This is a genomic window from Sinorhizobium sp. CCBAU 05631 (assembly GCF_002288505.1).
Classification (GTDB): domain Bacteria; phylum Pseudomonadota; class Alphaproteobacteria; order Rhizobiales; family Rhizobiaceae; genus Sinorhizobium; species Sinorhizobium fredii_C.
Genome location: NZ_CP023063.1, coordinates 3,693,767 through 3,716,500 on the forward strand (window position 1 = coordinate 3,693,767; position 22,734 = coordinate 3,716,500).

Below are 22,734 nucleotides of genomic sequence, written 5' to 3' on the forward strand. Positions count from 1 at the left end.
CTACCAAGTCTTCTTGCTCCCGCGACGAATTTCGCCGTCCGTTTCGTTTTGCGGGGCCGGCCAGGGCCGACCTGCCGCCCCTCACCGCATCCCCGGCCGTCCGCCCGCCGTTGCCGCGATCGGAGCGCCGAAGTTACGGCTTGAGGTCAAACATCTGGCGGCAAAGCCGACGGCCCTGGCGGAAATGGTCGCAACTTGCGATTCAGAACCGCTCGAGGCGGCTTGGCGCGATCCAGAACCGCGTTCGGCCGCCGCGCCGGTTCTCAATGATCCACATTCGACGCGAAGGCAAGCCCCGCCCTCAGGCGGTCTCTCGGAAGCGATAGCCGACGCCGTAGAGCGTCTCGATCATATCGAAGTCGCCGTCGACCATCTTGAACTTCTTGCGAAGCCGCTTGATGTGGCTGTCGATCGTCCGGTCGTCCACATAGACCTGCTCGTCATAGGCGGCATCCATCAGCGCGTCGCGGCTCTTCACCACGCCGGGGCGCTGCGCCAGCGAATGCAGGATGAGAAATTCGGTGACGGTGAGCGTGACAGGTTCGCTCTTCCAGGTGCAGGTGTGCCGCTCCTGGTCCATCACCAGCTGCCCGCGCTCCAGCGAGCGCGACGGCGCATCGGCGGTCTTGGCGAGGCCAACGGCCCCGGCTGCTGCAGCGTCGCGGGCCGGTGCGCGGCGCAGGATCGCCTTGACGCGCTCGACCAGCAGCCGCTGCGAGAAGGGTTTCGTGATGAAATCGTCGGCGCCCATCTTCAAGCCGAAGAGCTCGTCGATCTCCTCGTCCTTCGACGTTAGGAAGATCACCGGCAGGTCGGACTTCTGCCGGAGCCGCCGCAGGAGTTCCATGCCGTCCATGCGCGGCATCTTGATATCGAAGATCGCCAGATGCGGCGGGCGCGCCAAAAGGCCCTCGAGCGCGGAAGCGCCATCGGTATAGGTTTCGACCTTGTAGCCCTCGGCTTCCAGCGCGATGGATACCGATGTCAGGATGTTGCGGTCGTCATCGACAAGCGCGATGGTCTGCATCGTGTTTCAACTCCGTCTTTATGGGTCCGGCGCCGGCATCCGCTCTTCGAAGCGGCGGCCGCGCGAGTCACGGCTGCGTTACTTGAGTATAAAGGTGGAACAAATTGTGGCGAAGCGCAAAAAGCGCGGACCGGCACGGCCTGCGGGGAACGTCCCGAATTGACATCAGCAAGTCGCGGTTCAACCGATTAAAAAACGCATAATATTCTTTAAATCGATTAATATACTGATATCATTATTCTTTTAGGCTTAGCTATCTTGTCTTGAGCAAACCGAGCCGGTATGTTCCAAGGAAATTCAACGCCATTGGCCAGAGACGAAGGAAGCTTGACCATGGAGCAACTCGGCACCCGCAACCCCTCGAACGGATTGGAAACGATCGGTTTTTCCGACCTCTCGGTCGTTCGCTACAACTTCGAGGCAGCGGAGCTTTATGAGGAAGCCCTTCGCCGCAGCGAGGCGCAATTGACGTCCCATGGGGCGCTCTGCGCCCGCACCGGTCAGCACACCGGCCGCTCGCCCAAGGACAAGTATGTCGTGCGCGATGCGGCGACAACCGATCAGATCTGGTGGGATAACAACAGCGCCATCTCGCCGGAGAAATTCGAGCTTCTGCGCCAGGACATGCTGGCGCATGCCAAGGGCATGTCGCTCTATGTGCAAGACCTCGTCGGCGGTGCCGATGCAGAGAATGCTCTGCCGACGCGTGTCGTCACCGAATATGCCTGGCATTCGTTGTTCATCCGCAATCTCTTGATCCGTCCGCCGCGCCAGGCGCTGGCGACGTTCCTGCCGAAGCTGACGATCATCGATCTGCCGAGCTTCAAGGCCGATCCGGCGCGCCATGGCTGCCGCAGCGAGACGATCATTGCCTGCGACCTGACCAAGGGCCTCGTGCTGATCGGCGGCACGTCCTATGCCGGCGAGATGAAGAAATCGGTCTTCACCGTGCTCAACTATCTGCTGCCGAAGAAGGACGTCATGCCGATGCACTGCTCGGCGAATGTCGGCCCGGCCGGCGACACGGCGATCTTCTTCGGCCTCTCCGGCACCGGCAAGACGACGCTTTCGGCCGATCCGAACCGCACGCTGATCGGCGATGACGAGCATGGCTGGGGCGAAACGGGCGTCTTCAATTTCGAGGGCGGTTGCTACGCCAAGGCGATCCGCCTGTCGGAAGCGGCCGAGCCGGAGATTTTCGCGACGACGCGGCGCTTCGGCACGGTGATGGAAAACGTCGTTCTCGACGAGCGGCGCGCACCCGACTTCGACAATGGCTCGTTGACGGAAAACACCCGCATCGCCTATCCGCTCGACTTCATTCCGAATGCCAGCGAGACCGGCACGGCGCCGCAGCCGCGCACGATCATCATGCTGACGGCGGATGCCTTCGGCGTCCTGCCGCCGATCGCCAAGCTGACGCCGGAACAGGCCATGTACCACTTCCTGTCCGGCTACACCGCCAAGGTGGCCGGCACGGAAAAGGGCGTGACCGAACCGGAGGCGACCTTCTCGACCTGCTTCGGCGCTCCCTTCATGCCGCGCCATCCGTCCGAATACGGCAACCTGCTCAAAGACCTGATCGCCAGGAACGGCGTCACCTGCTGGCTCGTCAACACCGGCTGGACTGGCGGCGCCTATGGCACAGGCAGCCGCATGCCGATCAAGGTGACGCGCGCCCTTCTTTCGGCCGCGCTCGACGGGTCGCTGAACAGCGCCTCCTTCCGCACGGACGCGAATTTCGGCTTCGCGGTGCCGGTCGCGGTGCCTGGCGTCGACGACCGCATTCTCGACCCGCGTTCCACCTGGGCTGACGGTTCGGCCTATGATGCCCAGGCCCGCCGGCTGGTCGACATGTTCATCGCCAACTTCGCCAAGTTCGAGAGCCATGTCGACGGCAGCGTGCGCGATGCGGCTCCCGGCACCAGGCTCGCCGCTGAATAAGACTCTTGGCCATGATTCACGTGAAACCCGGTCCTTGTGGCCGGGTTTCACGTTTTGTCTCCGAGCCGTTCTCAAACGCACGACTCTGTGCGATAGACCGGTAAGGAGCAGACATGGCCAGCGAACCGCTTTACATCAGCGAAAACATCGTTATTGCCGGCTGGGAGCTGACGGAGCAATTCGTGCTGGCCGGCGGCCCCGGCGGCCAGAACGTCAACAAGGTGTCGACCGCCGTCCAGCTCTTCTTCGACATCCAGGCCTCGCCATCGATGTCCGATCGCGTCAAGGCCAATGCCCTGAAGCTTGCCGGCCGCCGGGTTTCGAAGGACGGCGTGCTGATGATCGAGGCCAGCCGCTTTCGCAGCCAGGAGCGCAACCGCGAGGACGCCCGCGACCGCCTGAAGGAATTGATCCTGAAGGCCGCCGAACCGCCGCCCCCGCCGCGCAAGAAGACCAAGCCCACGCGCGGTTCGATCGAGCGGCGGCTAAAGGAGAAATCCGGCCGCGGCGAGATCAAGAAGCTGCGCGGCCGCCCGGCCGGCGATTGAGGCCGCCCAGACATCGCAGCTTTCGGGTAGTCCTCAGGAACAGCGGGCGCTACATCCTATCGAGCGCTTCGCGTGGCCCTCCGCGGGCGAACGAGCCACGATATTGACCGACAGGGGTATCGCAATGCAGGTGCTGCCGAAAGGCGTCAGGCATATTCCCGGCTATCTCGACCGGTCGCGCCAGGAGGAGCTTGTGGAGGCCATCCGCGACGTCGTCGCCGCGGCGCCGCTCTATATTCCGGAAATGCCGAAAACCGGTAAGCCTATGTCGGTGCGGATGACCAATTGCGGCTCGCTCGGCTGGGTCACCGATCGCGACGGCGGCTACCGTTATCAGCCGCATCATCCGGTCACCGGCGAGCGCTGGCCGCCGATTCCCGATGCCCTGATCGACATCTGGCGGGCGGTTTCGGCGAGCGACAAACAGCCCGAGGCATGTCTCGTCAACTTCTATTCCGCCGAGGCCCGGATGGGTTTGCATCAGGACCGGGACGAGCGCGACCTGGAAACGGCCGTCGTCTCGATTTCGCTCGGCGATAGCTGTCTTTTCCGCGTCGGCGGCCGGACGCGCGGCGGCCAGACCAGCTCGTTCAAGCTCGAAAGCGGCGACATCGTCGTCCTCGGCGGCGAGGGACGGCTGGCCTTTCACGGCGTCGACCGCATCTATCCGAACACCTCGACGCTATTGAAGAACGGCGGCCGCCTCAATCTGACGCTGCGGCGGGTCAATCCATAGAGCTCTTGACAAGACCCCTCCCCAACCCCTCCCCACAAGGGGGAGGGCTTAACCTGCCGCGCCCTCTGCAACATTGCGGCGGGGTCGAGCCCCGGGAAAATGGCGGTCGGGGGCAGCGGGCGCAAAGCCCGTCCCCCTTGTTGGGGAGGGGAACTTATTTCGACCTGTCGTGACGGTTTAGAGCTTCCTCAGCGCCACCGTCTGCGTCAGGTGATTGGGGCCCTTCTGCAGGATCAGATCGGCACGCGGCCTGGTCGGCTGGATGTTCTGATGCAGGTTCTTCAGGTTGATGTTGTGCCAGAGGCCCTCGGCGATCGCCCGCGCCGCGTCCTCGCTGATCGTTGAATAGCGATGGAAGAAGGATTGCGGATTCTGGAAGGCCGTTTCGCGCAGCCGCATGAAGCGGCTCACATACCAGTTGTGGATCAGGCTTTCCTCGGCGTCGATATAGATCGAAAAATCGAAGAAGTCCGAAACCATCGGGACGATCTTGCCGTCGGCCGGCAGGTCGCGTGACTGCAGCACGTTGATCCCCTCGAAGATCAGGATGTCCGGCCGGTCGATGACCTGGAATTGGTCGGGAATGACGTCATAGGTCAGGTGCGAATAGGTCGGCGCCTTGACGTTCGGCCGGCCGGCCTTGATCGCCGAGAGAAAGCGCAGCAGCGCGCCGATGTCGTAGCTCTCCGGGAAGCCCTTGCGATCCATCATGTTTTCCCGCTGCAGGATCGCGTTCGGATAGAGGAAGCCATCGGTGGTGATCAGATCGACCTTCGGGCTCGAGGGCCAGCGCGCTAGGAGTTCGGCGAGGATACGGGCGGTTGTCGACTTGCCGACGGCGACGGAGCCGGCAATGCCGATGACGAAAGGGGTCTTCGTCTCGTCCGACATGCTGAGGAACCGCTTGCGCTGCTGGAAGAGGATCTGCGACGCTTCCACATGGGCGGAGAGCAGCCGCGACAGCGACAGATAGATTCGACGCACCTCGCCGAGGTCGACCGGGTCGTTGAGCGAGCGCAGCCGCTTGACCTCCTCGGCCGTCAGCGTCAGCGGCGTATCGGCGCGAAAGCGCGACCATTCCTCGGCGGAGAAGACGTGGTAGGGGGAAAATTCACCCCCCGTGAGATTGCCGGGGATGTCGGCCGATTCAAAGTCTTTCGCGGCGATGCTCATGGATTCTGCCGGTTTGCCTTCTCCTGCAGGCCGGACTGGCTCGTCCGCCTGGCCAGTTCGCTCATCACATCCTGCAACGGGACGGAGGCGATATTCAATACGACCATAAGATGATAGAGGAGATCGGCGCTCTCATCGATCAGATTCTTGCGGTCGCCGGTGACCGCCGCGATCACCGCCTCGACCGCCTCTTCGCCGAGTTTCTTCGCCGCCTTCGGCCGCCCGGCCGCCACCAGCTTGGCCGTCCAGGACTCCTCCGGCGCCGCCTTGGCGCGCGATGCGACGATCTTTTCGAGGTCTGAAAGGGTGAATTCGCTCATCACGAAATTCCTTCAATCGAGTCGCATGGCGATGCCGCGCTCGGCCATGTAGCGCTTCGCCTCGCCGATGCTGTAGGTGCCGAAGTGGAAGATGGAGGCGGCAAGCACCGCCGTCGCATGGCCGTCGCGAATGCCGTCGACCATGTGGTCGAGCGTTCCGACGCCGCCGGACGCGATGACCGGTGCCCGCACCGCATCGGCGATGGCGCGCGTCAGCGCGATGTCGTAGCCGCTCTTGGTGCCGTCGCGATCCATGGAGGTCAGCAGGATTTCGCCGGCACCGAGGTCGACGACCTTCCGAGCGAACTCTATCGCGTCGATGCCGGTCGGCTGCCGCCCGCCATGGGTAAAGATCTCCCAGCGGTCCATTTCGCCCGCAGCCGAGACCTTCTTCGCGTCGATGGCGACGACGATGCACTGGTTGCCGAACTTGTCGGCGGCCTCGGCGACGAAATCCGGGTTCTTCACGGCCGCCGTGTTGATCGACACCTTGTCGGCGCCGGCAAGCAGCAGCTTGCGGATATCCGCCACCTGGCGCACGCCGCCGCCGACGGTCAGCGGCATGAAGCATTGCTCGGCGGTGCGGGCGACGACGTCGAAGATCGTCTCGCGATTGTCGGAAGAGGCGGTGATGTCGAGGAAGCAGAGCTCGTCGGCGCCGGCGGCGTCATAGGCCTTTGCCGCTTCCACCGGATCGCCGGCATCGATGAGGTCGACGAAATTGACGCCCTTGACGACGCGGCCGTCCTTGACGTCGAGGCATGGGATTACGCGGGCTTTGAGGGTCATGGTCTCATCCCTTTCGCGCGGCGCGGATCAAGTCTAGCGCTTCCTTCGGATCGATCCGCCCGTCATAGAGCGCCCGGCCGGAGATCGCTCCTTCGAGCTTTGCGGCATCTGGCTGCGTCAACCGGCGGATGTCGTCCATCGAGGCGAGGCCGCCGGAGGCGATGACCGGAATGGAAACTGCGTTGGCGAGTTCCAGGGTCGAATCCCAGTTGATGCCGGTCAGGATGCCGTCGCGGTCGATGTCGGTATAGATGATCGCCGAAACGCCGGCGCCTTCGAACTTCTTCGCAAGCTCGATCACGCCGAGTTCGGAGGCCTCCGCCCAGCCTTCGACCGCCACCTTGCCGCCCTTGGCGTCGATACCGACCGCCACCCGGCCGGGGAACTTGCGGCAGGCCTCGATCACCAGCGCCGGATCGCGCACCGCGACAGTGCCGAGAATGACGCGCTTCAACCCGCGCGAAAGCCAGTTCTCGATATGATCGAGGGTGCGGATTCCGCCGCCGAGCTGCACCGGGTTCTTGGTCGCCTTGAGGATGGCGTCGACCGCTGCCCCGTTCACCGTCTCGCCGGCAAAGGCGCCGTTCAGGTCGACGACATGCAGCCATTCGAAGCCCTGTTCCTCGAAGGCGCGGGCCTGGGCGGCGGGATCAGGATTGTAGACGGTTGCCTGATCCATGTCGCCGAGCTTCAGGCGCACGCATTGGCCGTCCTTGAGGTCGATCGCGGGGAAGAGAATCATTTGGTTCGTCCGATCAGGTGGCGGGAGCCTCAGGGCTTCCAACGCAGGAAATTCGAGATGAGGGCGAGGCCGAGGGTCTGGCTCTTTTCCGGGTGGAACTGCGCACCGGCCCGGTTGCCGCTTGCGACGAAGGCCGTCACCGGCCCGCCATACTCCGTCTCGGCGATGATGTGCTCGGGGTTTTCCGCAGCGAGGTGATAGGAATGCACGAAATAGGCGTGCAACCCGGTCTCCCCGGTCGGAATGCCCTCGAAGAGCGCGTGCGGCCGATGGAGTCTCAGCGTGTTCCAGCCGATTTGCGGGATCTTCAGCGACGCGTCCGCGGGCGTCATCTCCACGACATCGCCGGGAATCCAGCCGAACCCTTCAGTGATCGTCTTTTCGAGGCCGCGCGAAGACATGAGCTGCATGCCGACGCAGATGCCGAGGAAGGGCCGTCCGGCCGCTTCGACCGCTTGCTTGAGCGCCTCTTCCATCCCCTCGACGACGTCGAGGCCACGGCGGCAATCGGCATAGGCGCCGACGCCCGGCAGCACGATCCGATCGGCCGAGGCCACCCGTTCCGGCCTGTCGGTCAGGTCGATGTCGGCGTCGATGCCGGCTTCGCGCGCCGCCCGCTCGAAGGCTTTGGTGGCCGAGCGCAGGTTGCCCGAGCCGTAGTCAATGATGGCGACCCGCATCAGCGCTCTCCATAGGATTCAAAGAAGCCCAGTCCGGCGGCACTTTCCGGCCGTCCGGAGCTCGACCAGTCGTTCGACTGCAACGGAGTTGCGCTTTGGTGGTGCGTCGTCGCCGTCGCGTTCGAGAAGTAGATCTCCTCGGCGGTCTCGATGTTGCGGGCCGGAACGATCGAACGAAGCGTCCAATCTTCCGCCGCGAGTTTTCGGGCGACAAAAAGCGGCCCCTCCAGCGATACCAGGAGGCTGAGCGCGAGCTGCATGATCAGCGCGGCGGTGAAGCATCCGGGGACCTCAGACAGAAGGATGAACACAATTTGCAGAACGGCAACGGAGATTCCGAGGAGCCAGGCCCGCTTGGCGATCAGCCAGAGGGCCGGGAAGAAAAACGCCGCCCAGGAAAAGCCGTCGGCGATGAACCGCGCCCTCTCGTCGTCGGCCGCGGCACCGGGCGGGGTCATGATCAGGTAGGAGGCCATGGTCTTCAGCCAGTCTTGGCCGGCTCAGGCGAGCGTGCCCTTCGTCGAGGGAACGCGTCCAGCCTGGCGCGGGTCGATTTCGGTTGCCGTGCGCAGCACGCGGGCGACGGATTTGAAGCAGGTCTCGGCGATATGATGGTTGTTGGCGCCGTAGATGTTCTGCACATGAAGCGTGATGCCGGCGTGCTGGGCGAGCGCCTGGAAGAATTCGCGCACCAGCTCGGTGTCGAAGGTGCCGATCTTCGGCGAGATGAAGGTCACGTTCCAGACGAGAAACGGCCGGCCGGAGACATCGACGGCGGCGCGCGTCATCGTCTCATCCATGGCGAGATCGAGCGAGGCATAGCGGGTGATGCCGCGGCGATCGCCGAGCGCCTTGGCGATCGCCTGGCCGATGGCGATGCCGGTATCCTCGACGGTATGGTGATCGTCGACATGGAGGTCGCCCTCCGTCTTGATCTCCATGTCGATCAGCGAATGGCGCGCGAGCTGGTCGAGCATGTGATCGAAGAAGCCGACGCCGGTCGCAATCTTCGACACGCCCGTGCCGTCGATATTGACGGAGACGGACACGGCCGTTTCATTCGTCTTTCGCGAAACCTGGCCGGTGCGGCTCAGCGTCACGTCTGCCATCAGGCTCTCCTGTCTGCACTCGATAGATCGGAGCGGGCGGCGAGCCTTCCGCCGACCGGTCCGTTCCCGAGCCGCTCCATATCAGGCGGGGCGCGAAATATCCAGAACTGCGACGGAGATTCGATCGGCGTCAGCCGGCGGGCGCGATCCGGATGGAAAGGGGCCGCTGTCGGTGATTTCTCCTGCCCATTTGCAATCGCGCAGAGCCGACTTACATAGGCCTCAAGCAACCAGGTTCTTCTTGAGCCGCAACGCCTCGCCTCCGGGGCCGACAGGTATTTGATGAGCGAACACAATCCCTACGGAACGATGCATGCCACCACCATCATCACGGTGCGCAAGGACGGCAAGGTGGTGATGGCGGGCGACGGTCAGGTGAGCCTCGGCCAGACAGTCATGAAGGGCAATGCGCGCAAGGTCCGGCGCCTCTCCAAGGGCGACGTGATCGCCGGTTTTGCCGGCGCGACGGCGGACGCGTTTACGCTTCTGGAGCGTCTCGAGGCGAAGCTCGAACAGTATCCCGACCAGCTGATGCGGGCCGCCGTCGAACTCGCCAAGGACTGGCGGACCAACAAATATCTGCGCAATCTCGAGGCGATGATGCTGGTCGCCGACAAGTCGGTGACGCTGGCGATCACCGGCAATGGCGACGTGCTCGAGCCCGAGCACGGAACGATCGCCATCGGTTCCGGCGGAAACTTCGCCTACGCGGCGGCGCGCGCCCTGATGGACAGCGACAAGTCGGCCGAGGAGATCGCCCGGCGTGCCCTGCAGATCGCCGGAGACATCTGCGTCTATACCAACCACAATGTGGTCATGGAGACGCTGGATGCCGACTGACGGGGCAGAGGTCAGCTTCGAGCCGGTGGCCGAGCGCCACCTGCCGATGCTCCTTGCCTGGCTTTCGGAGCCGCATGTCCGACAATGGTGGGGCGACCCGGACGTGGAACTGGGACTGATCCGCGAGGGTTGCGCCACCGGAGAGGTCGACGGCTTCATCTTCCGCCTGAGCGGCGAACCGGCCGGTTACATTCAGTCCTGGACCCCCTCGCAATATGACGAGGAACCCTGGGCGAGGGACCTGTCGTCCGACACGCCCGGTGTCGATATCTTCATCGGCCCCCCTGAAATGACCGGCAAGGGCGTCGCGGCCCTCGCGCTTAAGGCCTTTGCCGGAAGACTGTTCGAAAAGGGCGCCGCCCGCATCGTCATCGATCCGGATGCCGGCAACCGCCGAGCGGTCAGAGCCTATGCGAAGGCCGGTTTCGTGCCCTTCGCCGAATGGATAGACGAGTCCGGTCGCACCCTGCTGATGGAACTGACGCGGACCGAGTTTGAGAGGACTTCATGACCAATTTTTCCCCGAGAGAGATCGTTTCCGAGCTCGACCGCTACATCATCGGCCAGAAGGACGCGAAGCGCGCCGTCGCCATTGCCTTGCGCAACCGCTGGCGCCGCCAGCAGCTCAGCGACGAGCTGCGCGACGAGGTCATGCCGAAGAACATCCTGATGATCGGCCCGACCGGCGTCGGCAAGACGGAAATTTCCCGCCGTCTCGCCAAGCTTGCCGGCGCGCCGTTCGTCAAGGTGGAGGCCACCAAGTTTACCGAGGTCGGCTATGTCGGGCGCGACGTCGAACAGATCGTCCGCGATCTCGTCGAGGTGGGCATTACGCTGGTGCGCGAGAAGAAGCGCACCGAAGTCAAGGCGAAGGCGCATCAGAACGCCGAGGAGCGCGTGCTCGACGCGCTGGTCGGCACGACGGCGTCGCCGGCGACCCGCGATTCCTTCCGCAAGAAGCTGAGGGCCAACGAGCTCGACGACAAGGAGATCGAGATCGACGTGGCCGAAACTGGCGCCCCGGGCGGCTTCGAGATCCCCGGCATGCCCGGCGCCAATATCGGCGTCTTGAACCTCTCCGAAATGTTCGGCAAGGCGCTCGGTGGCAGGACGAAGAAAATCAAGACGACGGTCAAGGATTCCTATGACTTTCTCGTCAACGACGAATCCGACAAGCTGCTCGACAACGAGCAGATCCAGCGCGAGGCGATGGCGGCGGCGGAGAACGACGGCATTGTCTTCCTTGACGAGATCGACAAGATCGCCGCCCGCGACGGCGGCATGGGCGCCGGCGTCTCGCGCGAGGGCGTCCAGCGGGACCTGTTGCCGCTGGTCGAGGGTACGACGGTCGCGACGAAATACGGGCCGGTGAAGACCGATCACATCCTCTTCATCGCCTCCGGCGCCTTCCACGTGTCGAAGCCGTCGGACCTGCTGCCCGAGCTGCAGGGCCGCCTGCCGATCCGGGTCGAACTGCGGGCGCTCACCAAGGAGGACTTCCGCCGCATTCTGACGGAGACCGAGGCGAGCCTCATCCGCCAATACAAGGCGCTGCTGGAGACCGAGGGCGTGGCGCTCGACTTCACCGAGGATGCAATCGACGCCCTCGCCGAGGTCGCCGTGCAGCTCAACGCCAATGTCGAGAACATCGGCGCCCGGCGCCTGCAGACGGTGATGGAGCGTGTCCTCGACGAGATCTCCTTCAACGCGCCCGATCGAGGCGGCGACACGCTGATGATCGATGCCGACTATGTCCGCAAGCATGTTGGAGATCTGGCCGCCAACACGGACCTGTCACGCTACATTCTGTGACGCCGGCGCTGCAGTCGCGCGCCAAATCGTGCCGATCACCGCCTTGTGGGGCGCCTGTCACTCGACAGGCGCCCTCATTTTATCTAGAGCGATCAGTGATCGGTCGAAACGGGGCATGATTCCGACATGATTCTGCCCTAGGGGGCCGCGCCCGGACGAATCGGGACCCGAATTTCACAGGAAAATTGATCGTGCGTCTGACCGCCTGCCTGCTTCTTATCGCCACGCTTTGCCTCTCCGCGGCGCAACCGGCTGCGGCCGAAATCCGCATGGTCCCGGAAGGCAACCGGCATGTAGAGCAGCCGCGGGTTCCCGGCGCTTCGCTTCGCCGCACCAAGGCAGGCCGGACCTCCTTCGACGCGAAGTACGAAAAGGTACGCGAACTGCTCGCCAATGACCGCAATCTCGTGGCGAAGATCAAGTCGACCGCCGCCGCCTATGGCATCGCACCGATCCACATGATCGGCGCCATCGTCGGCGAGCACACCTACAATGTCGATGCCTATGACCGACTGCAGGCCTATTACGTCAAGGCGGCCGCCTATGCCGGCAACAGCTTCCACTTCGGCTATGACGGCGAATCCGTCGATGAATTCGTAAAGCGTGCGCAGTTCGCCGACTGCGCCCGCGAGAAATCTTCCTATGCACTATGGAGCTGCCGCGAGCGGGTGTGGGAGAAGGAGTTCCGCGGTCGCACCGTCGGCGGGCAGACCTTCCCGAACAACCGCTTCAGCGCCGTCTTCTTCCAGCCCTTTTTCGCCGGCCAGACCTTCGGCCTCGGCCAGATCAACCCGCTGACGGCCCTGATGCTGACCGACATGGTGTCGCGCGTCTCCCGTTATGATCGTCTCGATGAGAACAATGCCGGTGCCGTCTATGAGGCGATCATCGATCCGGACGTCTCGCTCGCCTATATGGCCGCCTCGATCCGCCATTCCATCGACGCTTACCGATCGATCGCCGGCATGGACATCTCCCACAATCCCGGCCTGACGGCGACGCTCTACAATGTCGGCAGCCCGGACGAGCGCGCCGCCGCGCTCGCGGCGAAGAATGCCGGCGGCGAGGTTCACTGGCCGGAAGAGAACTATTATGGCTGGCTGGTCAATGACAAGCTCGCCGAGCTCGAGGCCCTGCTCTGATCGCGGGCGAAAATTCCGCCAATTCCCGCCTGCTTCAGGTGAATCATCTTCTTGATTGCGCCGTAAAAACCTGAAACGTTAGGCCATCAGGAAAGGCATGATCATGGACACGCGACCGGAGCCGTTCGAGCCGCCCGCGCCCGTCCCGCGCACTCACATTCCCTCGCGGCTGGAGATCATCCGCACGGTGCTGCGCAACCCGCTCGAGCTCTGGGGCGAGCCCTCCTATGCGCTCCCCTGGATCGAAACGAAGTTCATCAACCAGCGCACATTGATCGTCAACGATCCGGGTCTCATCCGCTACATTCTCGTCGAGAATGCTTCCAACTACGAAATGTCGAACGTCCGGCGACTGATCCTCCGCCCCATCCTTCGCGATGGATTACTGACGGCGGAAGGCGAGGTGTGGAAACGGTCGCGCAAGGCGATGGCGCCGGTCTTCACGCCCCGCCATGCGAAGGGCTTTGCCGGCCAGATGCTGCGTGTCTCGGAGCATTTCGTCGGGCGCTACGAGCGCGCCGCTTCCGAGTCCTTCGCCACCAATGTCGCCGTCGACATGACGGAACTCACCTTCGAGATCCTCGCAGAGACGCTCTTCTCCGGCGAGATCGCCGTCGAGAAGGAGGGGTTCGCCGCCAATGTCGAGGAACTGCTGCAGCGGATGGGCCGTGTCGATCCGATGGATCTTCTCGTGGCACCTCCATGGGTGCCGCGTCTCACCCGGATTGGCGGCCGGAAAGTGCTCGATCGCTTTCGCGGCGTCGTCGCCGCGACGATGGCAGAGCGCCGGCGGCTGATGGCGGCGGAGCCCGGCGCGGTTCCGAACGATTTCCTGACGCTGCTGCTGCAGCTCGAGGGTCCCGAGGGGCTTTCGACGTCCGAGATCGAGGACAACATCCTGACCTTCATCGGCGCCGGCCACGAGACGACTGCCCGGGCGCTCGCCTGGTGCCTCTATTGCATTGCCAATATGCCGACCTATCGCGAGACGATGGAAAGAGAGATCGACGCGGTGCTGGCGACCGGCGCCGAGCCGGTCGAATGGCTTGAACGGATGCCGCATGTGCTCGCCGCCTTCGAGGAGGCGCTGCGCCTCTATCCACCGGCCCCCTCGATCAACCGGGCCGCGATCGAGGCGGACGAGTGGACCTCGCCGCAAGGCGAGCGCGTGCCGATCCGCAAGGGCATATCCGTGCTGATCATGCCGTGGACGCTGCATCGCCATGTGCTCTACTGGCAGAAGCCGCGCGCCTTCATGCCCGAGCGTTTCCTCCCCGAAAACCGCGACAAGATCAACCGCTTCCAGTATCTCCCCTTCGGCGCCGGCCCGCGCATCTGCATCGGCGCGACCTTCGCCTTGCAGGAGGCAGTGATCGCCCTTGCGGTCCTGATGCACCGCTTCCGCTTCGACCTGACCGAGGCGACCCATCCCTGGCCGGTGCAGAGGCTGACGACCCAGCCCAAAGGGGGTCTTCCGATGAAGGTATCGGTGCGGGAGAGGTAAAATCTCTGCGTCATGCCGGGAGAGGCACCCCCCTCTGCCCTGCCGGGCATCTCCCCCACTAGATCGGCAAGCGGCAATGTCTCGTGCCACCAATCCTGCTGAGCGCGACCAATTTAGCGAGTTCGGCGCTCGCGAGCTCGCTGTCGGGCAGCGCCTTTGCATCTGGCTAATCTCCCTCCTTCTGGGGGAGATGCCCGGCAGGGCAGAGGGGGGTAGCGTCACCCCCTTCGCTGCTAACTGAATTCCGCACTGATCCGACGCGCAAAGGTCGCCGCGCCACGATGGTCTTTCGCCGAATTATGCCCTATCACCAAGCGATCCTTTCCCATCCGGGCCTCGCCCGATTTCCAACACCGGACTGAGCAGACCTTGACCTCGCATCTTCTTCTCGGCATCGACACCGGCGGCACCTATACCGACGCGGTCCTTTTCAGCGAAGCGGCCGGTGTCGTCGCCAAGGCCAAGGCCCTGACGACGCGGCACGATCTTGCCGAAGGCATTTCCGGGGCGGTGGAAGCCGTCCTGGAGAAGGCCAAGGTTCCGGTCTCCGTCATCAGCCTCGTCTCGCTGTCGACGACGCTCGCCACCAACGCTCTCGTCGAGGGCCAGGGCGGCCGCGCCGGGCTGGTGATGATCGGCTTCGGGTCCGAGGACCTGAAGCGTGACGGCCTGCAGGAGGCGCTGGGCTCGGATCCGGTGATATTTCTTCCGGGTGGCCACAACGTCCACGGCGGCGAGACGCCGCTCGACATGAGCATGCTCGACGAGGCGCTGCCAAGGCTTGCCACGGAAGTATCGTCCTTCGCGATCGCCGGTTATTTCGCCGTGCGCAACCCGGACCACGAGAAACGCGTGCGCGAGCGCATCCGCGAAGTCTCGCACCTGCCGGTCACCTGCAGCCATGAACTCTCTTCCAAGCTCGGCGGTCCGCGCCGGGCGCTGACGACGCTTCTCAATGCCCGGCTGGTTTCGATGATCGACCGCCTGGTCGGCTCTTGCGAAGATTTCCTGAAGGCGCGCGGCATCGACGTGCCGATGATGGTGGTGCGCGGCGACGGCGCGCTGATCTCGGCCGCCGAGGCGCGGCTGCGGCCGATCGAGACGATCCTCTCCGGGCCGGCCGCCAGCCTGGTCGGCGCACGTTATCTCACGGGGCTGGAAAATGCCGTCGTCTCCGATATCGGCGGCACGACGACGGATGTCGCCGTCCTCGATGCCGGCCGCCCGCGGCTCGATGCGGATGGCGCCGTCGTCGGCGGCTTCCGCACCATGGTCGAGGCGGTCGCGATGCGCACCTACGGCCTCGGCGGCGATTCGGAGGTGAAGATCAACGATCGCGGCCTCAAGGCGAAGATCGATCTTGGGCCCCGCCGCGTCCTGCCCTTGAGCCTTGCGGCGGCGCTGCATGGCGATGCGGTCATTTCGGTGCTCGACAAGCATTTGCGTGCCACTCATGCCGGGCGCCACGACGGCCGCCTTGCGGTCCGCACCGGCCTGCCCGACCATCTCGCAAGCGGCCTGCAGCCGCAGGAGCAGGCGCTCTACGACCGGATCGGCACGGTGCCGGTGGCGCTTGCCGAATTGATCCTCAGCACGCCGCAGAAGGCGACGCTCGACCGGCTTGTCGCCCGCGGGCTGGTGCATATCTGCGCGCTCACGCCGTCCGACGCGATGCACGTGCTCGGTCGCCAGTCGCAGTGGAACAGCGAGGCCGCGCTGCTCGGCTTGAAGATCGCCGCCCGAACCAAGGACGGCTCGGGCCAGCCGATTGCCCGCTCCGCCGAGATGCTGGCGCAAATGATCGTCGACCGGCTGACGCGGCAGTCCTCGGAAGTGATTCTCCAGGCCTGCCTGCATGAGGACGGCGCCGGCGCCATAGATCCGGCCGCTTCGCTTGCCGTCGACCGGGCATTGAAGCGCAAGCCCGGTATCGTCCGCTTCTCGCTCGGCCTCGACCGGCCGCTCGTCGGCCTTGGAGCCTCGGCGCCGGTCTATTATCCGGCGATCGCAGCGATGCTGGCGACGGAAGCGGCAATCCCGGCGGAGGCGGATGTCGCCAATGCCGTCGGCGCCGTCGTCGGCCAGGTGCGCGCCACTGTTACCGTCTTCGTCACGACACCCGAGGAGGGTATCTTCATCGTCAACGGCGCCGGCGCGAGCGAGCGCTTCCTCGACCAGGAGGCGGCCTTCGGTGCCGCCCGCCGCCGCGCCGAGGTGATGGCGCTGCAGACGGCACGCGCCAACGGCGCGGAGGAACCTGCCGCGACGAGTTGGGAAGAGATCGATGCACCGGAGGTAGAGGGCGGGCGCAAGCTGGTCGAGGCGCGCTTCATCGCTTCGGCAAGCGGCAGGCCGCGCATCGCACATAGAGCGGGATGAGGAAAAGTGTGTGCGGTTTTCCGCCCGCATCCCCCGCCTCAATTCAACTATTTTTTTCCGATTTGGAAATAATTCTTCGCATCCTTGTCGAATTGACAGGGAGCCCATTGATGAGAGACTGTCCGCGCGCGTGAGCGGATGGGAAAAGCTGAATTTGCTTTTCCGCATGCATCCCGCTCCTATCTATTTGAACTCGGGCATAGAGTGATTCAGGAGCTGCCGCATGGACCGCATTGAGAAACATGATCTGAAGATCGATGCGGGCCTCCACCGCTTTCTGGTCGATGAGGCGATGCCGGGGACCGGTGTCGATCCTGACCGTTTCTTCGCCGCCCTGTCGGCTCTCGTGCATGATCTCGCGCCGAAGAACCGCGCCCTTCTCGCGCGGCGTGACGAACTCCAGGCGAAGCTCGATGCCTGGTATCGCGAGCATGGCGCGCCGGTCGATATGGAGGCCTACCAGAACTTCCTCAAAGAGATCGGCTATCTCCTGCCGGAGGGACCGGATTTCTCCGTCTCGACTGCCAATGTCGATGCCGAGATCGCGACCATTGCCGGTCCGCAGCTCGTCGTGCCGGTGATGAATGCCCGCTATGCGCTGAACGCCGCCAATGCGCGCTGGGGCTCGCTCTATGACGCACTTTACGGCACCGACGCCATTGCCGATACGGACGGGGCCGAGCGCGGCAAGGGCTATAATCCGGCGCGCGGTGCCAAGGTCATCGCCTGGGCCCGGGACTTTCTCGATGCGAGCGCGCCGCTCGCGACAGGCCGCTGGAGCGACGTCGCCGCGCTTGCGGTCGACGGGTCGACTCTCTCGCTGACCTTGATGACCGGCGTCCGGACGACGCTTCGCAATACGGCGCAGTTCGCCGGCTATTCCGGCACCGCAGCGGCGCCCTCCGAGATCGCTCTCACCCAGAACAATCTGCACATCGTCATCGTCGTCGATGCGAAGACGCCGATCGGCCAGACCGATGCGGCCGGGATTTCCGACATCATCCTCGAATCGGCGATCACCACGATCATGGATTGCGAGGATTCGGTCGCCGCCGTCGACGCCGAGGACAAGGTCGTCGTCTATCGCAACTGGCTCGGGCTGATGAAGGGCGACCTCGAGGAAGAGGTCGCCAAGGGCGACCGGACCTTCACCCGGACCCTGAACGCCGACCGCGTCTTCACCGCGCCGGATGGGGCAACGCTGACGCTGCCGGGCCGTTCGCTGATGCTCGTGCGCAATGTCGGGCATCTGATGACCAACCCGGCGATCCTCGACCAGGACGGCCGCGAGGTGCCCGAAGGCCTGATGGACGCCATGGTGACGGCACTGATCGCGCTGCACGACATCGGCCCGAATGGCCGGCGGGCAAACTCGCCCTCGGGCTCCATGTATGTGGTCAAGCCGAAGATGCATGGGCCCGAGGAAGTGGCGTTCGCCTGCGAGATTTTTTCGCGCGTCGAGGCCGCACTTGGGCTTCCGGAAAACACGATCAAGATGGGGATCATGGACGAGGAACGACGCACCACCGTCAACCTCAAGGAATGCATCCGCGCCGCCCGCGCGCGCGTCGTCTTCATCAACACCGGGTTCCTCGACCGCACCGGCGACGAGATCCACACCTCCATGGAGGCCGGGCCGATGATCCGCAAGGGCGACATGAAGCAGGCCGCCTGGATCGGCGCCTACGAGAACTGGAACGTCGATATCGGCCTCGACTGCGGGCTTTCCGGACGTGCCCAGATCGGCAAGGGCATGTGGGCGATGCCCGACCTGATGGCGGCGATGCTCGAGCAGAAGATCGCCCATCCGAAGGCCGGCGCCAACACCGCCTGGGTTCCCTCGCCGACGGCGGCGACGCTGCATGCAACGCATTATCACCGCGTCAACGTCGCCGAGGTCCAGGCAGGTCTGAAAAGCCGGCCGCGGGCCAAGCTCGCGGATATTCTCTCGGTGCCCGTGGCGGGACGGCCGAACTGGACGGAAGAGGAAATCCAGCGCGAACTCGACAACAACGCCCAGGGGATTCTCGGCTATGTCGTGCGCTGGGTCGACCAGGGAGTCGGCTGTTCGAAAGTTCCCGACATCAACAATGTCGGTCTGATGGAAGACCGCGCGACGCTGCGCATCTCGGCGCAGCACATGGCCAACTGGCTGCACCACGGCATCGTCAGCGAGGCGCAGATCGTCGAAACCATGAAGCGTATGGCGGAAATCGTCGACCGGCAGAATGCCGGCGATCCGAACTTTCACCCGATGGCCGGCCGATTCGACGATTCGATTGCCTTCCAGGCGGCGCTGGACCTGGTGCTCCAGGGCCGGGAACAGCCGAACGGCTACACCGAACCGGTGCTGCATCGCCGGCGGCTGGAGTTGAAGGCGAAGCAGGCGGCACAGCGATAGCAAAACGAAAGGGCCGCCGGCATAAACCGGCGGCCCTTTGTTTAAGCTCTCGCTCGTTTCCAGCCGTTACTGCTGCACGACGACGCGTGCACTCCGCCCAGGACGGACCCGCGAGTAAAGATCGATGATGTCCTGGTTCATCAGGCGGATGCAGCCAGAGGAGGCTGCGGTGCCGATCGAGGCCCATTCCGGCGTGCCGTGCAGGCGGAAGAGCGTGTCCCTGCCTTCCTCGTTGAAGAGATAGAGGGCGCGGGCGCCGAGCGGATTGGTGATGCCGGGACCCATGCCCTCTTCGACATATTTGGCGACTTCCGGCTTGCGCTCGGCCATTTCCTTCGGCGGGTGCCAGGTCGGCCATTCCTGTTTCCAGGCGACATAGGCCTCGCCTTCCCAGGCAAAACCGGCCTTGCCGACACCGATGCCGTAGCGCACCGCCTTGCCACCCGGCAGCACGTAGTAGAGGAAGCGGTTCGGCGTGTTGACGACGATGGTTCCCGGCCGCTCCTTGGTGTCGTAATCGACGATCTGGCGGTGGAAGCGCTCGTCAAGGCGCTTGATCGGAATGGCCGGCAAGGGATAGCCGTGGTCCTCGACGGCGCCGTAATTGCCGGTAAAGATCTGATTTGTCGCGACCTTCTGGCCCTCGGGAGCAGAGCCTGCGGTGGACGTCGTTTGCGAGCAGCCGGCGATGAAGACGGTCGCCGCCAGACTGCACAAAAGGAGAGCGTTGCGGAAGCGCATGGGGGTCTCGTAAAAGGGAATCAGGAAATCGGGGGGAGGTGCCCGGCCGCCAGCTTATTTGCGATTGCCGTGCATGGCGCAATAGATCGCGCCGCCGCAATTCGGCCGAAATGTGCAAATTCCGTGACGATGGTTTTTTTGCAACAAGGGGAAGAGAGGTTGGGATAGCCGATGACGATCCTATCGATCCATGGCGACAATCCGCTCTCCGACGGGCGTCAGTCCGAGCGGGCGCTGAAGGTGCGCCGTGGCGTACAGCGATTGTTCCTGGAATTGCGCCACGCGGTGCTGCCGGAACTGACGCTCGCCAGCGGCCGCCGTGCGGACCTGATTTCGATTTCCCCGAAGGGGGAGATCTGGATCGTCGAGATCAAGACGTCGATCGAAGACTTCCGCGTCGACCGCAAGTGGCCCGAATACCGCCTCCATTGCGACCGATTGTTCTTCGCCACCCACGCGCACGTGCCGCTAGAGATCTTCTCCCAGGAGTGCGGACTGCTGCTCTCCGACGGCTACGACGCGCATATGCTGCGCGAAGCGCCGGAACATCGCCTGGCGCCGGCGACCCGCAAATCGGTCACCCAGGCCTTTGCACGCACCGCGGCGCAGCGGCTGATGCTTGCCGAATGGGCGGCCGAGCGCAATGGTGAACTCGGCCAGTCGATCAGCGACATCGTCAGCGGCGCGCGGGATTAGCTACTTCGGCGCGCGTTTTGCCAGAATGCGCTGCAGCGTGCGGCGATGCATGTTGAGGCGCCGAGCCGTCTCCGAGACGTTGCGCTCGCACATTTCATAGACCCGCTGGATATGTTCCCAGCGGACGCGATCGGCCGACATCGGGTTTTCCGGCAGTTCGACGCGCTCGCCCTCGCGCCGCACGAGGGCGGCGAAAATCTCGTCCGCATCCGCCGGCTTGGCGAGATAGTCGAGCGCCCCGAGCTTCACGGCGTTCACGGCGGTGGCGATATTGCCGTAGCCGGTCAGCACGATCATCCTTGTGTCGTCGCGCCGGCCGCGTATTGCCTCGATCACGTCGAGGCCGCTGCCGTCGCCCAGCCTCAGATCGATGACCGCATGTTTCGGCGGCCGCGTCTTGGCCTTGGCGATGCCCTCGGCGACCGATTCGGCGATCTCCACCGCGAAGCCGCGTGCCTCCATGGCGCGCGCCAGGCGGCGCAGGAAGGGCCCGTCGTCGTCGACGATCAACAGCGTCTTGTCCGCTCCGATCAGTTCGGCATCTTGAGGGGTGGCATGCGCAGCCGGCGATTTTTCGGTCATTCTCGTAAATCCGGAGCCAAAACTGGGGTGATTGCGCTGAAACTATGTAGGTTATTCCTACAGCGCCGCGCGTCTTATCAGACGCGCAAAGGTCGCTGTAGCACTTAGAAATTGCTGCATGTCTTTGTCCTTAAATCGAGGTCGATTTAAGGAGACATGCAGTAGCAGTCTTCAATAAACTGCCAAAAATCATTTCGCCAGTTTCGTATCCATCAGTACACGCGGCCATTCGACGCTGACCCGGGCACCGGGGCTATTCTCGAAACGAAGCCTTGCACCGGATCGCTCCAGAAGCGTCTTGGCGATGAAGAGGCCGAGTCCCAGCCCCCCGGCGCTGTCTTCCTTCTGCCTGCGGGTGACATAGGGCTCACCGATCCTTGCGAGAATATCCGGCGAAAAGCCGTCGCCATCGTCCTCGATCGTCACCTTGACGCGCTCCGCCGTGTGCTCGACCGTGACCGTCACCGCCTCGCGGGCATAGTCCACGGCATTTTCGAGAAGATTGCCGAGGCCGTAGAGGATTCCGGCATTGCGGTTGCCGACCGGCTCGCTGGCGCGGTCCCCCTTCTGGATCAACTTGATCTGGATACCGAATTCGCGATGCGGCGCCATCACCTCCTCGATCAGCGAGGAGAGCGGCAGAAGCCGCATATGCTCCTCGCTTTCGGAGGAAAGCGTGGTCAGGCGCTTCAGAATGTCGCGGCAGCGCTCGCTCTGGCTGCGCAGCAGGTGCACGTCCTCGCCGAAGCGCGGGTCGTCGCCGAGCTCCCGCTCCATCTCCTTGGCGACGACGGTGATCGTCGCAAGCGGCGTGCCGAGTTCGTGGGCAGCAGCGGCGGCGAGTCCGTCGAGCTGCGACAGGTGCTTTTCGCGCTGGAGCACCAGTTCGGTCGCCGTTAGCGCCTCCGAAAGTTCGCTTGCCTCGAGCGAGACGCGATAGGTGTAGAAAGCGGCGAAGGCCGTCATCGAGACGATCGCGAACCAGATGCCCGCCGTCAGCACGCGCGGCATCAACAGCACCGTGCCGGGATACCAGGGCAGCGGGAAGGGCGAGAAAGCGAGCGCGGTGACGCCGATCACCGCGAACACGGCAAGCACGATGCTGTGCGGCTTCGGCTGCGAGGCTGACGAGATGATCACCGGCACGCAGAGCAGCGGCGCGAACGGATTGGCGAGCCCGCCGGTGATGAAGAGCAGCGCCGTCAGCTGCGCGAGATCGAGACCCAGCAGCACGAAGGCGGCCGCCGCCGTCAGGCGATGCGTCGGCGGGAAGCGGATGGTGAGAAAGACATTGAGCAACGCCAGACTGGCGATCAGCAGCGAGCAGGGAACGAGCGGCAGGGGAAACTGCAGCCATAGCGCCGTGACGATAACGGCGACGGACTGGCCGCCGACCGCCAGCCAGCGCAGCCGCACGAGCGTCTGCAGCCTCAGGCTGCGATTGCTGTTGAGTTCGTTGTCGAGTGTCATCGTCGCCATTCTGCCTGCCGGCCCCTCATGCGCTCGCTTCAAAGACTATCGCAATCCCCGAATGACAAACCAGCCCTAATGCATGTCGCCCAAACGTGC

22 protein-coding genes are annotated in these 22,734 nt (G+C 64.0%); 11 read left to right on the plus strand and 11 right to left on the minus strand.

Going from position 1 to position 22,734, the window contains the following annotated elements:
* Positions 1-301: 301 nt before the first annotated feature.
* Positions 302-1,027: a two-component system response regulator ChvI gene (gene chvI, locus SS05631_RS17865; RefSeq protein WP_037418537.1), complete on the minus strand. Its 726-nt coding sequence runs from the start codon at positions 1,025-1,027 to the stop codon at positions 302-304.
* A gap of 333 nt (positions 1,028-1,360) precedes the next feature.
* Here chvI and SS05631_RS17870 point away from each other — a divergent pair, with 333 nt between their 5' ends.
* From SS05631_RS17870 to SS05631_RS17880, 3 genes are all read left to right on the plus strand, one after another.
* Complete coding sequence (locus tag SS05631_RS17870; RefSeq protein WP_037418540.1) at positions 1,361-2,971, plus strand: phosphoenolpyruvate carboxykinase; 1,611 nt, start codon at positions 1,361-1,363, stop codon at positions 2,969-2,971.
* 113 nt (positions 2,972-3,084) lie between these two features.
* Positions 3,085-3,519: an alternative ribosome rescue aminoacyl-tRNA hydrolase ArfB gene (gene arfB, locus SS05631_RS17875; protein ID WP_037418543.1), complete on the plus strand. Its 435-nt coding sequence runs from the start codon at positions 3,085-3,087 to the stop codon at positions 3,517-3,519.
* Positions 3,520-3,643: 124 nt separating this feature from the next.
* Positions 3,644-4,255, plus strand: coding sequence for an alpha-ketoglutarate-dependent dioxygenase AlkB (locus SS05631_RS17880; protein WP_037418546.1), 612 nt, complete (start codon positions 3,644-3,646; stop codon positions 4,253-4,255).
* 177 nt (positions 4,256-4,432) lie between these two features.
* Here the strand turns inward: SS05631_RS17880 and coaA are convergent, their stop codons facing one another.
* Genes coaA through hisB form a run of 7 tightly spaced genes read right to left on the minus strand, consistent with a single transcriptional unit; the run spans position 4,433 to position 9,068 of the window.
* Entirely contained in the window at positions 4,433-5,428 is a 996-nt protein-coding gene (gene coaA, locus SS05631_RS17885) for a type I pantothenate kinase (protein WP_037418549.1), read from the minus strand.
* Positions 5,425-5,748, minus strand: coding sequence for a phosphoribosyl-ATP diphosphatase (locus tag SS05631_RS17890; protein ID WP_037418551.1), 324 nt, complete (start codon positions 5,746-5,748; stop codon positions 5,425-5,427). Before SS05631_RS17890 ends, coaA begins: the two co-directional genes overlap by 4 nt.
* A gap of 12 nt (positions 5,749-5,760) precedes the next feature.
* Positions 5,761-6,537 carry an imidazole glycerol phosphate synthase subunit HisF gene (gene hisF, locus SS05631_RS17895; protein ID WP_037418553.1) on the minus strand — a complete coding sequence of 259 codons (777 nt, stop codon included), beginning with the start codon at positions 6,535-6,537 and terminating at the stop codon, positions 5,761-5,763.
* A 4-nt stretch (positions 6,538-6,541) separates the two neighbouring features.
* Complete coding sequence (gene hisA, locus SS05631_RS17900; RefSeq protein WP_037418556.1) at positions 6,542-7,279, minus strand: 1-(5-phosphoribosyl)-5-[(5-phosphoribosylamino)methylideneamino]imidazole-4-carboxamide isomerase; 738 nt, start codon at positions 7,277-7,279, stop codon at positions 6,542-6,544.
* A gap of 29 nt (positions 7,280-7,308) precedes the next feature.
* Positions 7,309-7,959 (minus strand): imidazole glycerol phosphate synthase subunit HisH, encoded by a 651-nt coding sequence (gene hisH, locus SS05631_RS17905; protein WP_037418558.1) that lies wholly within the window; start codon positions 7,957-7,959, stop codon positions 7,309-7,311.
* Positions 7,959-8,435, minus strand: coding sequence for a DUF2628 domain-containing protein (locus tag SS05631_RS17910; protein WP_037418561.1), 477 nt, complete (start codon positions 8,433-8,435; stop codon positions 7,959-7,961). Before SS05631_RS17910 ends, hisH begins: the two co-directional genes overlap by 1 nt.
* 24 nt (positions 8,436-8,459) lie before the next feature.
* Complete coding sequence (hisB, locus tag SS05631_RS17915) at positions 8,460-9,068, minus strand: imidazoleglycerol-phosphate dehydratase HisB (RefSeq protein ID WP_037418564.1); 609 nt, start codon at positions 9,066-9,068, stop codon at positions 8,460-8,462.
* 282 nt (positions 9,069-9,350) lie between these two features.
* Between hisB and hslV the strand changes: the two genes are divergently transcribed.
* From hslV to SS05631_RS17950, 7 genes are all read left to right on the plus strand, one after another.
* Complete coding sequence (gene hslV / locus SS05631_RS17920; protein ID WP_050988249.1) at positions 9,351-9,908, plus strand: ATP-dependent protease subunit HslV; 558 nt, start codon at positions 9,351-9,353, stop codon at positions 9,906-9,908.
* Positions 9,898-10,419, plus strand: coding sequence for a GNAT family N-acetyltransferase (locus SS05631_RS17925; protein ID WP_037418567.1), 522 nt, complete (start codon positions 9,898-9,900; stop codon positions 10,417-10,419). Before hslV ends, SS05631_RS17925 begins: the two co-directional genes overlap by 11 nt.
* Positions 10,416-11,720 carry an ATP-dependent protease ATPase subunit HslU gene (gene hslU, locus SS05631_RS17930; protein ID WP_037418570.1) on the plus strand — a complete coding sequence of 435 codons (1,305 nt, stop codon included), beginning with the start codon at positions 10,416-10,418 and terminating at the stop codon, positions 11,718-11,720. The genes SS05631_RS17925 and hslU overlap by 4 nt, the downstream gene beginning before the upstream one ends.
* 191 nt (positions 11,721-11,911) lie before the next feature.
* Positions 11,912-12,862 carry a DUF1402 family protein gene (locus tag SS05631_RS17935; protein ID WP_083854013.1) on the plus strand — a complete coding sequence of 317 codons (951 nt, stop codon included), beginning with the start codon at positions 11,912-11,914 and terminating at the stop codon, positions 12,860-12,862.
* A gap of 103 nt (positions 12,863-12,965) precedes the next feature.
* Positions 12,966-14,366, plus strand: a complete 1,401-nt coding sequence (locus SS05631_RS17940) for a cytochrome P450 (protein WP_037418613.1) — start codon at positions 12,966-12,968, stop codon at positions 14,364-14,366.
* 369 nt (positions 14,367-14,735) lie between these two features.
* The gene (locus SS05631_RS17945) at positions 14,736-16,745 is read left to right on the plus strand and encodes a hydantoinase/oxoprolinase family protein (RefSeq protein WP_037418573.1); all 2,010 of its coding nucleotides are present in this window, start codon (positions 14,736-14,738) and stop codon (positions 16,743-16,745) included.
* 223 nt (positions 16,746-16,968) lie between these two features.
* Positions 16,969-19,146, plus strand: coding sequence for a malate synthase G (locus tag SS05631_RS17950; protein ID WP_037418576.1), 2,178 nt, complete (start codon positions 16,969-16,971; stop codon positions 19,144-19,146).
* Between the two features lie 66 nt (positions 19,147-19,212).
* Here the strand turns inward: SS05631_RS17950 and SS05631_RS17955 are convergent, their stop codons facing one another.
* The gene (locus tag SS05631_RS17955; RefSeq protein WP_095678028.1) at positions 19,213-19,887 is read right to left on the minus strand and encodes a L,D-transpeptidase; all 675 of its coding nucleotides are present in this window, start codon (positions 19,885-19,887) and stop codon (positions 19,213-19,215) included.
* Between the two features lie 171 nt (positions 19,888-20,058).
* On the opposite strand from SS05631_RS17955, the gene SS05631_RS17960 reads away from it, so the two are divergent.
* A complete protein-coding gene (locus tag SS05631_RS17960) occupies positions 20,059-20,583 on the plus strand; it encodes an MmcB family DNA repair protein (RefSeq protein ID WP_037418582.1) in 525 nt (174 codons plus the stop codon).
* Here the strand turns inward: SS05631_RS17960 and SS05631_RS17965 are convergent, their stop codons facing one another.
* Both SS05631_RS17965 and SS05631_RS17975 read right to left on the minus strand, forming a co-directional pair.
* A complete protein-coding gene (locus tag SS05631_RS17965; RefSeq protein WP_037418585.1) occupies positions 20,584-21,165 on the minus strand; it encodes an ActR/PrrA/RegA family redox response regulator transcription factor in 582 nt (193 codons plus the stop codon). It lies immediately after the preceding gene.
* A gap of 189 nt (positions 21,166-21,354) precedes the next feature.
* Positions 21,355-22,644, minus strand: coding sequence for an ActS/PrrB/RegB family redox-sensitive histidine kinase (locus SS05631_RS17975; RefSeq protein WP_037418588.1), 1,290 nt, complete (start codon positions 22,642-22,644; stop codon positions 21,355-21,357).
* Positions 22,645-22,734 lie beyond the last annotated feature (90 nt).